Source organism: Amycolatopsis sp. NPDC004772 (assembly GCF_053601215.1).
On the sequence record NZ_JBSGBK010000062.1, the window covers coordinates 15,235 to 27,451 of the forward strand.

Genomic DNA, 12,217 nt, shown 5'->3' on the forward strand with positions numbered 1-12,217 from the left:
TCACGTGAAGGCCGCCTCGGGGCTCGGTCCCCGAGGCGGCCTTCGCCGTGTCGCCCCACCAATCACGCGAGATCCGCCTCCAATCACGCGAGTTCCGCCTCCAATCACGCGAGTTCCGCGCTCGATCACGCGAGTCCCGGGTTCGATGGCGCGGGCGGCCCGCGCCCAGCGCGAAGGCCACCTCGGGGAGTGTCCCCGAGGTGGCCTTCACCGTGTTCCCTCAGCTCACTGGTTGCAGCGCTTGCCGGTGTTGATGCAGTTGACGACCTGGTTCATCAGGCGCTGGCCCATGACGTTGGCGAAGTCGTCGTGGTCCGAGCGCGGGTTGTGCTTCTCCTGCGCGAAGGCGTCCACTTTGTACTGGCCCTTGACCTGGATGTCGTGCGGGATGTTGTAGACCAGCTTGATCACCAGCTGCGGCACGTTCTGGAAACCCTTCGGGCACTTGCCCTGCTGGTCGGCGAACACGATGTGCGTGCGGTGGTTGGCGCTGTCGATGTTCTTGCCGTCCCAGCAGTTCGGGAAGGCGTGGATCCGCTCCACCTTGCTGTTCTGCGGGCAGATCGGGTAGTGGTCGGTCAGCCGGTCCTCGAAGCCGGTGCAGGTCCAGCTGGGCCGGGCGTTGGCCGGGCCGTTGGTGCTCTGCTTGGCGTCACCGTAGAGGATCCGGAGGAACTGCGGCATCGCGACGACCTTCTTCGCGCCGCCGCTGGTGAACGTGATCGTCGCCGACTGGACGCGCTGGATCTCGCCGTCGTTGTCGCCGACCTCGTTCTTGTCGTTGACGCCCGGCAGTTCGCCCGCCTGGCCGCCCGAGTTCTGGCCGCCGTTGTCGAGGCCGCCCTTGCCGTTCTGCTTGAGCACGCACTGCGCGAGCCCGCCGAGGTTGGTCGGCTTCGCGGCCCGGCGGCCGATCGCGATGGCGATCCGGTCGATGGTGGCCGCGCGCTTGTCCTTGAGCGGGCCGACGACGGCGTTCTGGATGTCCTGCGGGGTCTTGAGGTCGCCGTTCGCGATCCGCTTGTTGGCCTCGTCGATCTGCTTGTCGAGCAGGTCGAGGTTGCGGTTCACCTCGTCCATGGCCTGGTCCGGGACGTCGGGCAGCTTGCTCGCGACGTCCGGGCAGTCGACCTGGGCGCTCGCCTTGTCCTTGGCGCTGCCGGCCCGGTCGGGCTGCGTGGCGGGCGGGTTCTTCTCGGCGTCGCCGGTGTCGATGCGGACCACGGGCCAGAAGTAGGCGGACTTGTCGCCGTTCTTGCAGGTGGTGCCGGCCTTGGCGAGGCTCTTGTTGTTCGAGTCGGCGTTGGTGGAGAGGTTGCCGACGTAGTCGTGCAGGTGCTGGGCACCGTTCTTGATCCCCGGCTGGGCGATGAAGTTGTCCGGGTTGAAGTGCTGGTTCTCGTTGCGGCCGCAGTCCACCGTGAACGTGCCGCGCGCGCCCTTCTGCTGCAGCGCCTTGTTCACGTTGATGCCCGACGGGACCTTCGCGATGTCGATGAAGAACGACGGGTCGGCCTCGTCGGCGCTGGCCTCACCGGTGCGGCCGGCGGTGGTCGCGACGACGATGCCGCCGACGGCCAGCGCGAGAGCCAGGCCGCCGGTCGCGATCTTCGTGCGGCGGGTGATGCGATGTCTGCCCGTGGCGGGGGTGCGGGAGTTATTCCGGGCCATGTTCACCTCGTTCGGTTGTCCGGGCACGCCGAAACACGCCTGCGTACCCGGTCTGGAGACGCGCGGAACCCGGGGAGTGAGCATCGGGCGCGGGTATCGGGGGAACCCGCCCGGTGTCACTGGTTCCGGCATTGGGGGGAACGGCCGCCGGCCGGGGCCGGTTCAGCCCGTTACCTTTTCGTTATTTATGGAAGGTGAACAAAGTTCACGTATGATCTTGTGATCGCTAACATCACCTCATGCCCGTGGACGACGCAGGTCCTGACGGCCCGCTCCGCGCGCGGCCCCTCCGGCGCCGGGGCACGCTCGGGGTGATCGCCACCGGCTCGTCGGCCTCGGGGCCGGTGCTGCACGGCCTCCGCGAGGCCGCCCGCGAGCAGGAGTACGTGCTGAGCGTCTTCAGCGTGTCGAGCAGGAGCGCCGCGGCGGTGCTGGCGGCGGTGGCCGGGCTGCAGCTGCAAGGCGTCGCCGGGATCGTGGTGCTCGACGGGCACCTGCTGGCCGAGCTGGCCCCGGTCGCCGGCATCCCGCTGGTCCCGGCGGCGTCGACCGACCAGTACGCGGGCGCGCGCCAGGCGACCGAGCACCTCCTCGAACTCGGCCACGCGACGGTCTGGCACCTCGGCGGCCCGGAGGAGGGCCCGGTCGCCCGGGCCCGCGAACGCGGCTGGCGCGAGACGCTGGAGCGGCACGGAGCCGAGGTCCCGCCCGTGGTCCGCGGCGACTGGTCGGCCCGCTCGGGCTTCCGCGCGGGCCAGTCCCTGGCGGTCGAATCCGGTGTGGGCGCGGTGTTTTCGGCGAACGACCACATGGCACTGGGGCTTCTGGCGGCCTTCGCGGAGGCGGGCATGCAAGTCCCGCGAGACGCTCACGTGGTCGGCTTCGACGACGTCCCCGAGGCGGCGTACTTCGCACCCCCGCTGACCACGGTCCGCCAGGACTACCTGGCGGCGGGCCGTCGCACCCTGGCCACGATGGCGGCCCGCCTCGATGGAGTCGCGCTCCCGGCCTGGGGAACGGTCGAGGCCGAGCTGGTGGTGCGCGAGAGCAGCCGCTGCCTCAAGGGCGCGTAGGTTCCGGAAGTCACCGGGTCAGCGGCAGGGACGCCATCCCGCGCAGCGCCGGGTTGGGACGGCGCGTCACCTCGCCGCCGATCCGCAGCGTCGGAAACCGCTTTCCCAGCTGTTCGAGCAGCACGGTCATTTCGAGCCGCGCCAAGGCCGCGCCGAGGCAGAGGTGCAGGCCGTGCCCGAAGAACAGCCCGCGGCCGCCGTCCCGGGTGATGTCGAAGCGGTCCGGGTCGGCGAACCGCGCGGGGTCCCGGTTCGCCGACCCCGAGAGCAGCACGATCACGTCGCCCTCGGCAATCTCGCGGCCGTCGAGCACCGCCGGCCGGGCGGCCGCGCGCTGGGTCACCTGGGCGGCCCCGTCCCACCGCAGGATCTCCTCGGCCGCACCGGCCGCCAGTCCCGGATCGCCGGTGAGCAGGGCGAACTGGTCCGGGTGGGTCAGCAGGGCGTGGACCCCGTTGCCGAGCGCGCCCGCGGTCGTCTCGTAGCCGCCGCCGAACAACACGAGCAGCGAGTTGAGCACCTCTTCGCCGGACATCAGCTCCTCGCCGGCGGCGGGCCTGGCCAGCAGCGCGGACGTCAGATCGTCGCGCGGCTCCGCCCGCCGCCGTGCGATCAGATCCGTGAAATAGGCGTGGTATTCGACGGCGGCCGCGTCGACCGCGGCGCGCAGCTCCGGCGACATCGCGGGGTCGACCTGCTTGCCGATCAGGTCGGTGACGCGGCGCAGCCGGTCGTGGTCGGTTTCGGGCACGCCGACCAGATCGCCGATCACCGCCATCCCGAGCGGGTAGAGGACGGTGCCGACGAACTCCGCCGCGGTCCCGCCGGCGGTGGCGTCGGCGAAGCGGTCGAGCACGCGGTCGGTGGCCCGGCGGACGGAAGGCTCCAGCGCCTGGACGCGCCGGACGGTGAAGTCGCGGACGAGCAGCCGGCGTTCGCGGGTGTGGTCCGGCGGGTTCTTCCACGGCAGCAGATCGGCCAGCAACGCCATCGCGGGGTTGTCCCGCCAGCCCGGCGTGTGCCGGTCGCGCCACCCGGCGTCGAGGACGCGGAAGGTCTCGCCGTCGGCGAGCACCTGCTGGCAGTCGGCGAACCGGCTGAGCACCCAGCCGCCGAAGACCTCGCTGCGGAAGATCGGCGTCTCCTCGCGGAGCTTCGCGTAGACGGGGTACGGATCGGCGAGCCCGGCCGGGCTGGACAGGGACAACAGGGCGTGATCGGCGGCTGCGGACACGAGTGCTCCCTCCGGTGGCGGAAAGCGGTACCCGCAGTCTTCTCCCGACGCCCCGGCCGGGCAACGTCCGGCAGCCGGCCACCACTCGGCGGACCGCCCGTGCGGCAGGCACTACAGCTTCAGGCGGTCACCGAGCCCGCGGACGTGGTCCGCCCGGCCGCAGTCGAGGTCCTGCTGGCGGCGGCGTTCCGCGACGAACGCGCGGCCCAGTCCCGTCCGGTCCGAAGTGGACATACTCCGGCGCAGGTCGTTCAGCAGCCCGCGTTCCTCGCCGCGGACGTGGGCGTCGACGACGTTCTCCAGCCGCAGCAATGCCTTCTCGAAGTCGTCACCCTCCAGGACGGCCAGCAGGTCCTCGGCGAACGGCGAGCCCGGAGACTCCGGCCGGACGATCCGCTCGGTCGCCGTCGCGTGCGCGACCAGGAGGGCCGACAGCTCCGCCACCAGGGCCGGCCGGTCGGCTTCGGTGTTGCGCAGGTCGCGCAGCAGCTGCTCGAACCGGCGGTGGTCGGCCAGCAGCACCTCGACCAGGTCCGAACCCGGTGCCGCCGCGGCCGGGGCCGGGCGCATCCAGCCGAACGTCAGCTCCACCGCCTGGCGCCAGTGCGCGTACTCGGAGTCGCGGCGGGCCGGGTCCATCGCCGGCAGCCACTGGCCCGCCCGGTGCCAGTTGCGCCGCAGGCCCTCCAGGTCCGGCCAGTACCCGACGGACAACCCCGCCGCGTAGGCCGCGCCGAGCGACACCGTCTCCGCCACCATCGGGCGCACCACCGGCACGTCGAGGACGTCGGCGATGAACTGCATCAGCAGGTTGTCCGCGGTCATCCCGCCGTCGACTTTCAAGGTCGAGAGCGCCAGCCCGGAGTCGGCGTTCATCGCGTCGACGACCTCGCGGGTCTGCCAGCCCGTCGCCTCCAGCACCGCTCGCGCGAGGTGGCCCTTCGTGATGTACGACGTCAGCCCGGCGATCACGCCGCGTGCCTCGCTGTGCCAGTGCGGCGCGAAGAGGCCGGAAAACGCGGGCACGATGTAGCAGCCGCCGTTGTCCTCGACCGTCCGGGCGAGGGTCTCGATCTCGGGCGCGCTGCCGATCAGCTCCAGGCCGTCGCGGAACCACTGCACCAGCGACCCGGTGACGGCGATCGACCCTTCCAGGGCGTACACCGCGGGCTCGTCGCCGATCTTGAAGCCGACCGTGGTGAGCATGCCGTGGGTGGACAGCACCGGCGTCGGGCCGGTGTTGAGCAGCAGGAAGCTGCCGGTGCCGTAGGTGCACTTCGCCTCGCCGGGCGCGAAGCACGTCTGGCCGAACAGCGCCGCCTGCTGGTCACCCAGCGCGGCGGCGATGCGGATGCCGGGGACCACGCGGGACGTCGTGCCGTAGACCTCGGTCGACGAGCGGATCTCCGGCAGCATCGCGCGCGGGACGTCGAAGAACTCCAGCAGCTCGTCGTCCCAGTTGAGGGTGCGCAGGTTCATCAGCATGGTCCGCGAGGCGTTGGTGACGTCGGTGACGTGCACGCCGCCCTCGGCGCCGCCGGTCAGGTTCCAGATCAGCCAGCTCTCGATGGTGCCGAAGAGGACGTCCCCGCGTTCGGCGCGCTCGCGCAGGCCGGGGGTGCGTTCGAGCAGCCAGCGGATGCGCGGAGCGGAGAAGTAGGTGGCGAGGGGGAGGCCGCACAGCCGGCGCACCCGGTCGGCGCCGGGTTCGCGGGCGAGCTGTTCGAGCATCGCGTCGGTCCGGGTGTCCTGCCAGACGATCGCCCGCCCGATCGGGTTGCCGGTGCGCCGGTCCCACAGGACGGTGGTCTCGCGCTGGTTGGCGATCCCGAGCCCGACGACCTGCTCGGCGGTCGCGCCGGCGTCGGCGAGGGCCTGCGGGACGATCCGCGAGACGTTCCGCCAGATCTCGGTGGCGTCGTGCTCGACCCACCCGGGTCGCGGGAAGTGCTGCTGGTGCTCCCGCTGCACGACGGAGACGAGCCGGCCGCGGGCGTCGAACAGGATGCACCGGGTGGAGGTGGTGCCCTGGTCGATGGACATCACGTACCGCTGGACCATGGTCCTCCCTTCACCACCGGGACGCGCCCAGGTCTCGCGAGACCGCCCGGGCCGCGTCGCGGACCTGGGTCAGCAGCCTCGGGCTCGGGGCGCCGTCGGGCTCGCAGATCCGCTCCACCGGACCCGACACCCCGATCGCGCCGACCACGATGCCGCCGTGGCCGCGGATCGGGGCCGCGATCCCGGCCTCACCCGAGATCATCTCGCCGTTCTCCGCCGCCCAGCCCGCCTCCCGTACCTTCGCACACGCCCGCTTGATCGCCGTCTGGGTGACCAGCGTGCGGCGCGTGTACGGCTCCGGGACCGCCTTCAGCGTCGTGTCGTAGGCCAGCAGCACCTTCCCCAGCGCGGTCGCGTGCAGCGGCAGCAGGGTGCCGACGTCGAGGGTCTGCAGGCTGTCGTCCGGGCGGAACACGTGGTGCACGACCAGCACCCGGCCCTCCAGCGGTGCCCCGATCCGGACGGCCTCGCCGCTGCGGGCGGCCAGTGCGTCGGCCCAGTTGATCGCCCGGGAGCGCAGCTCGTTGACGTCCAGGTAGCTCGTGCCCAGGTGCAGCAGCGCCGCGCCGAGCTGGTACTTGCCCGTGTCGCGGTCCTGCTCGACGAAGCCGACGCCCTGCAGCGTGCGCAGGATCCCGTGCGCGGTGCCCTTCGCCAGCTCGAGGGACTCGGCGATCTCGCCGACGCCCAGACGGCCCGAGCCGCGCGCCAGCAACCGCAGGATCGCGGCGGCGCGCTCGATGGACTGGATCGGACCGGGCACGGCGCGACCCTAACCCGACCGGCCCCGATTCGACAATGTCGAACATCCACTTCGGCCGTTCGACAATGCCGACCGGCGTCCGTTGACCGGCCTGACCCGCGAATTTAACTTTCATCCACCAATAGGGGGACAAGGTCCTTTGTGGAGGAAAGCAATGGTGCGAAGCCTCAAGGCCCGCGGGCTCGCCGGCGAGATGGCCGCCGAGTTCGTGGGGACGATGATCCTCATCCTGTTCGGGTGCGGCGTGGTGGCGCAGGTCGTCGCCGCGGGCATCGGGGACCACGACAGCATCGCCTGGGCCTGGGGCCTCGGCGTCACCCTGGGTGTCTACGTCGCTTCGCGGATCAGCGGCGCCCACCTGAACCCGGCTGTGACGGTCGCCCTCGCGGTGTTCAAGGGCTTCGAGTGGCGCAAGGTCGCCCCCTACGCCCTGGCCCAGACGGCCGGCGCGTTCCTGGCGGCGATGCTGGTGCGCTGGAACTACACCGAGGTCCTCAACGCGAAGGACCCCGGCCTGACCATCAAGACCCAGGGCGTGTTCTCCACCCTGCCCGGCAACGGCACGCTGCCCGTCGGTGACTGGGCCGCCTTCCGCGACCAGATCATCGGTACCGCGATCCTCGTCCTGGTGATCTTCGCGATCACCGACCTGCGCAACACCTCGCCCGGCGCGAACCTCGCCCCGGTCGTGGTCGGCTTCCTCGTCGTCGCCATCGGCATGGCCTGGGGCACCAACGCCGGCTACGCGATCAACCCCGCCCGCGACTTCGGCCCGCGCCTGGCCTCCTGGCTGACCGGCTACGACACGGCGTTCACGGACCAGTACGGCTTCCCGTACTGGTGGATCCCGATCGTGGCGCCGGTGCTCGGCGCGATCGTCGGCGGCGCGATCTACAAGTACCTGATCGAGCGCCACCTCCCGGCCGGCGACCCGCTGGACGCCATGCCCGCCAAGGACCTCGAGCCCGCCAACTGAGTAGGAGCACGACCATGCCGGACTTCGTCGGTGCCGTGGACCAGGGCACGACCAGCACCCGCTTCATGATCTTCGACCACGGCGGCAACGAGATCGCCCGCCACCAGCTCGAGCACGAGCAGATCCTGCCCAAGCCGGGCTGGGTCGAGCACGACGCCACCGAGATCTGGGAACGCACCCGCTCGGTCATCGCGACCGCGCTCAACAAGGCCAACCTGACGGTCGGCGACCTGGCCGCGCTCGGCATCACCAACCAGCGCGAGACCACCGTCGTGTGGAACCGCCGCACCGGCCGCCCGTACGGCAACGCGATCGTCTGGCAGGACACCCGCACCGACCGGATCGCCTCCGCGCTCGAGCGCGAGGGCAAGGGCGACATCATCCGCCGCAAGGCCGGCCTGCCGCCCGCCACCTACTTCTCCGGCGGCAAGCTGCAGTGGATCCTCGAGAACATCCCGGGGGTGCGCGAGGACGCCGAGAAGGGCGACGCGCTCTTCGGCACCACCGACTCGTGGCTCATCTGGAACCTCACCGGCGGCCCGGACGGCGGCGTGCACGTCACCGACCCGACCAACGCCTCCCGCACCATGCTGATGGACCTGGAGACCCTCGACTGGGACGACGAGCTGCTGTCGTTCTTCGGCGTCCCGCGGCAGATGCTGCCGGCGATCCGGCCGTCGTCGAACCCGGGCTTCGGCACCACCCGCGCGGACGGCCCGCTCGGCGGCGAGGTCGCCATCACCGGCGTCCTCGGCGACCAACAGGCCGCCACCGTCGGGCAGGTCTGCTTCCGGCCCGGCGAGGCCAAGAACACCTACGGCACCGGCAACTTCCTGCTCCTCAACACCGGCCAGGAGCTGGTGCGCTCCCAGCACGGCCTGCTGACGACGCTGTGCTACCAGTTCGGCGACGACAAGCCGGTCTACGCCCTCGAAGGCTCGATCGCCGTCACCGGGTCGGCCGTGCAGTGGCTGCGCGACCAGCTGGGCATCATCAGCGGCGCGGCCCAGAGCGAGAGCCTGGCCCGCCAGGTCGAGGACAACGGCGGCGTCTACTTCGTCCCGGCGTTCTCCGGCCTGTTCGCCCCCTACTGGCGCTCCGACGCCCGCGGCGCGATCGTCGGCCTCACCCGCGCCACGACCAACGCCCACATCGCCCGGGCCACCCTGGAAGCGATCTGCTACCAGACCCGCGACGTCGTCGAAGCCATGCAGAACGACTCCGGCGTCACCCTCGACGTGCTGCGGGTGGACGGTGGCGTCACCGCCAACGAGCTGTGCATGCAGCTGCAGGCGGACATCCTCGGCGTGCCGGTGTCGAAGCCGGTCGTCGCCGAGACCACCGCGCTGGGCGCCGCGTACGCGGCCGGGCTGGCGGTCGGCTTCTGGAAGTCGACCGACGAGCTGGAGCAGAACTGGAACGAGGACAAGCGCTGGACGCCGTCGTGGAGCGACGAGCAGCGCGCCGAAGGCTACGCGGGCTGGCAGAAGGCCGTCGGCCGCACGCTCGACTGGGTCGACGTGCAGTGAGCAGGAGGAGGAACACCGTGACCCCGCTTTCCCCGGCCTACCGGGCGGAGACGCTGCGGAAGCTGGTCAACGAAGAGGTCGACGTGCTGGTCGTCGGCGGGGGAGTCACCGGGGCCGGCGTCGCGCTCGACGCCGCGTCCCGGGGGCTGTCGACCGCGCTGGTCGAGGCCCGCGACTTCGCCGCCGGCACGTCCAGCCGGTCGTCCAAGCTGATCCACGGCGGCCTGCGCTACCTGGAGCAGCTGGACTTCAAGCTGGTGCGCGAGGCGCTCAAGGAACGCGGCCTGCTGCTGCAGAAGCTGGCCCCGCACCTGGTGCGGCCGGTGAAGTTCCTGGTCCCGCTGCAGCACCGGGTGTGGGAGCGCGGCTACATCGGCGCCGGCGTCACGCTGTACGACACCCTCGGCGGCGCCCGCGCGCTGCCGCGGCACCGGCACCTGTCCAAGCGGGGCGCCTTCCAGGTGGCCCCGGCGCTCGCGGACGACGCGCTGATCGGGGCGATCCAGTACTACGACGCCCAGGTCGACGACGCCCGCCACACGATGACGATCGCCCGGACGGCGGCCGAGCAAGGCGCTTCGGTGCTCACGCGGACTCGCGTCACTTCGCTGCTCCGCGACGGCGAGCGCGTCGTCGGCGCGAAGGTGGTCGACCGCGAGAGCGGTGTCGAGTTCGAGATCCGCGCTCGCACCGTCGTGGCGGCCACCGGTGTCTGGAGCGACGACATGGCGGAGGCGGCCGGCATCCCGGCGCCGTTCACCGTGCGGGCCTCGAAGGGCATCCACCTCGTGGTGCCGCGGGAGAAGATCGACCTCGACACCGGGCTGATCCTGCGCACGGAGAAGAGCGTGTTGTTCGTCATCCCGTGGGGACGGCACTGGATCGTCGGCACCACCGACACCGAGTGGGACCTCGACCGCGAGCACCCGGCGGCGAGCCGCGCGGACGTCGACTACGTGCTCGAACACCTCAACGCCGTCCTGCGCACCCCCGTGACGCACGACGACATCGAGGGCGTCTACGCCGGCCTGCGCCCGCTGCTGGCGGCGAAGGCGGCCGCGACGACGAAGCTGTCGCGGGAGCACGCGGTGGCGCACCCGGTGCCGGGCCTGGTCATCGTGGCCGGCGGCAAGTACACGACGTACCGGGTGATGGCCGCGGACGCGGTCGACGTCGCGGTCGAGGAGCTCGGCCGCCCGGCCCCGCCGTCCTGGACCGACCGGCTCCCGATCGCCGGCGCCGAGGGCTACCACGAGCTGTGGGAGGACCGGTCCGGCGTCGCCGCGAAGTCGGGCCTGCCGCTGACCCGCGTCGAGCACCTGCTGCAGCGGTACGGCACGCGGATCTGGAACCTCCTTTCGCTCATCGAGGAAGACCCTGCGCTCGCGGAGCCGATCACGGAGGGCTCGGAGTACCTCCGCGTGGAGGCGGCGTACGCGGTCTCCCACGAGGGGGCGCTGCACCTGGAGGACGTCCTGACGCGGCGGACGCGCATCTCGATCGAGGAGCGCGACCGCGGCGTCGCGGCGGCGCCGGTCGTCGCGGAGCTGATGGCCCCGCTGCTCGGCTGGGACGCACCGAAGCGCGAGCGCGAGGTGGCGAACTACCTCGCGCGCGTCGAGGCGGAGCGCTCGGCCCAGGAAGCCCCGGACGACGCGGCGGCGAACGCCACCCGCCTCGCGGCTCCGGCGCTGCTGCCGAGCTGAACCGGACACCCGGAACCGACCTGAAGGGGAGGACAGGGATGTTCAGCGGCGTCTCGCGACGGCGGTGGTGCTCGCCGCGGTACCGGCGAGTGCGGACGAACCGGGCGGCCCGATCGATCTGGACACGCTGCCCGGCGGGCTGACCGGGTCACTCCGCTGCCGTTGCCCGCCAAGGGCGCTTACTGCCGTGCCGCGGACCTCAACGACCGTGGCGCGGTCACGGGCGAATGCTCGGTTCCGGAGCAGAACTCGCACGCCGTGCGGTGGGACCTGCCGGTGATCGGGAACCGGTGAGCACGCCCAGCTCGGCGAGCACGTACCGGGCGTTGGCCGAAATGACCGGGTTGGTGTGCCGGTAGTACGGCAGCTGGAGCACGGCCATCGCCAGCGCCCGGCCCCGGCCGCGGGCCCAGGTGGCGTCGTCGGGGGCCACGGCGTCGCGGAAGGCGTCCCGGGTGTCCGTGGTCAGCAGGCCCCACGCCGGGATCAGATCGATCGCCGGGTCGCCGAGGCCCGCGGTCGCCCAGTCGAGGACGCCGCTGAGGTGGCCGTCGCGCAGCAGGAGGTTGCTCGGCATCAGGTCGCCGTGCACCCAGCGCGGCGGCCCGGTCCATTGTGGAGCGTCGACTGCTTCGGCCCACACGGCGAGGGCCGCCTCCGCGTCGAACGGCTCGTCGGTGCGGCTCAGCTCGGCGATCGCCTCGCGGGCGGCCGTGTCCACGGTGGACAGCGGCCGCCCGCGGTGGGCCGGCGGACCCGCTGCCCGGTTCGCCCGGAGCGCGAGGACGAACTCCGCCAGCCCGGGAGCCGGGTGGCCTTCGAGCGCCGGGAAGCCGTCGAGCCAGCGGTGCACCGCCCACGGCCACGGGTACCCCTCGGCGGGCTCACCGACCGCGACGACCGCCGGGACCGCCACCGGCAGGTCGCCCAGTGCGCCGAGGGCCTCGCGTTCCTTCGCGATGTCGCCGGCGCCACCAGCGGTCAGCGGCAGCCGGACGGTCAGCTCGGTCCCGAGGCGGTACACGGCGTTGACCGTGCCGCCGGAAGCCAGGGGAGTGAGGGGCAGCCCGGCCCAGCGGGGGAACTGCCCGTCGACGAGCCGCCGGACCAGGCCGGTGTCGATGGTGTGCTGATCGGCGTGCATCGGCATGCTCCCACCGAACCACCCTGGTCAACGGGGTTTTCGTGACCACGAGCACCCCGG

Annotated in this window: 9 protein-coding genes; 4 read left to right on the forward strand and 5 right to left on the reverse strand. The window is 71.9% G+C overall.

Annotation, left to right across the window (positions count from 1 at the left end; translation table 11 throughout):
* Positions 1–225 precede the first annotated feature (225 nt).
* Complete coding sequence (locus ACWEF6_RS29865; RefSeq protein WP_449685979.1) at positions 226–1,671, reverse strand: DUF1996 domain-containing protein; 1,446 nt, start codon at positions 1,669–1,671, stop codon at positions 226–228.
* A gap of 239 nt (positions 1,672–1,910) precedes the next feature.
* On the opposite strand from ACWEF6_RS29865, the gene ACWEF6_RS29870 reads away from it, so the two are divergent.
* On the forward strand, positions 1,911–2,744 hold the full coding sequence (locus tag ACWEF6_RS29870; protein WP_449685980.1) for a substrate-binding domain-containing protein: 834 nt from the start codon (positions 1,911–1,913) through the stop codon (positions 2,742–2,744).
* A 10-nt stretch (positions 2,745–2,754) separates the two neighbouring features.
* Here the strand turns inward: ACWEF6_RS29870 and ACWEF6_RS29875 are convergent, their stop codons facing one another.
* The 3 genes from ACWEF6_RS29875 to ACWEF6_RS29885 form a co-directional block, all read right to left on the reverse strand.
* Entirely contained in the window at positions 2,755–3,978 is a 1,224-nt protein-coding gene (locus tag ACWEF6_RS29875) for a cytochrome P450 (RefSeq protein WP_449685981.1), read from the reverse strand.
* A 111-nt stretch (positions 3,979–4,089) separates the two neighbouring features.
* Positions 4,090–6,039 (reverse strand): glycerol kinase GlpK, encoded by a 1,950-nt coding sequence (glpK, locus tag ACWEF6_RS29880; RefSeq protein WP_449685982.1) that lies wholly within the window; start codon positions 6,037–6,039, stop codon positions 4,090–4,092.
* Between the two features lie 10 nt (positions 6,040–6,049).
* Positions 6,050–6,802 (reverse strand): IclR family transcriptional regulator, encoded by a 753-nt coding sequence (locus ACWEF6_RS29885; protein WP_449685983.1) that lies wholly within the window; start codon positions 6,800–6,802, stop codon positions 6,050–6,052.
* A gap of 154 nt (positions 6,803–6,956) precedes the next feature.
* Between ACWEF6_RS29885 and ACWEF6_RS29890 the strand changes: the two genes are divergently transcribed.
* From ACWEF6_RS29890 to glpD, 3 genes are read left to right on the forward strand one after another with little or no spacing between them, the layout of a single operon-like run.
* On the forward strand, positions 6,957–7,778 hold the full coding sequence (locus tag ACWEF6_RS29890) for an MIP/aquaporin family protein (RefSeq protein ID WP_449685984.1): 822 nt from the start codon (positions 6,957–6,959) through the stop codon (positions 7,776–7,778).
* 14 nt (positions 7,779–7,792) lie between these two features.
* A complete protein-coding gene (glpK, locus tag ACWEF6_RS29895) occupies positions 7,793–9,307 on the forward strand; it encodes a glycerol kinase GlpK (protein ID WP_449685985.1) in 1,515 nt (504 codons plus the stop codon).
* Between the two features lie 17 nt (positions 9,308–9,324).
* On the forward strand, positions 9,325–11,013 hold the full coding sequence (glpD, locus tag ACWEF6_RS29900; protein WP_449685986.1) for a glycerol-3-phosphate dehydrogenase: 1,689 nt from the start codon (positions 9,325–9,327) through the stop codon (positions 11,011–11,013).
* Between the two features lie 217 nt (positions 11,014–11,230).
* Here the strand turns inward: glpD and ACWEF6_RS29905 are convergent, their stop codons facing one another.
* Positions 11,231–12,157 (reverse strand): aminoglycoside phosphotransferase family protein, encoded by a 927-nt coding sequence (locus ACWEF6_RS29905; protein WP_449685987.1) that lies wholly within the window; start codon positions 12,155–12,157, stop codon positions 11,231–11,233.
* Between the last annotated feature and the right edge of the window lie 60 nt (positions 12,158–12,217).

Bases quoted from the DNA above. Each gene is read 5' to 3' on its own strand.
- ACWEF6_RS29865 (WP_449685979.1), bottom strand. From the start codon at position 1,671: ATGGCCCGGAATAACTCCCGCACCCCCGCCACGGGCAGACATCGCATC.
- ACWEF6_RS29870 (WP_449685980.1), top strand. From the start codon at position 1,911: ATGCCCGTGGACGACGCAGGTCCTGACGGCCCGCTCCGCGCGCGGCCC.
- glpK (WP_449685982.1), bottom strand. From the start codon at position 6,039: ATGGTCCAGCGGTACGTGATGTCCATCGACCAGGGCACCACCTCCACC.
- ACWEF6_RS29890 (WP_449685984.1), top strand. From the start codon at position 6,957: ATGGTGCGAAGCCTCAAGGCCCGCGGGCTCGCCGGCGAGATGGCCGCC.
- glpK (WP_449685985.1), top strand. From the start codon at position 7,793: ATGCCGGACTTCGTCGGTGCCGTGGACCAGGGCACGACCAGCACCCGC.
- ACWEF6_RS29905 (WP_449685987.1), bottom strand. From the start codon at position 12,157: ATGCACGCCGATCAGCACACCATCGACACCGGCCTGGTCCGGCGGCTC.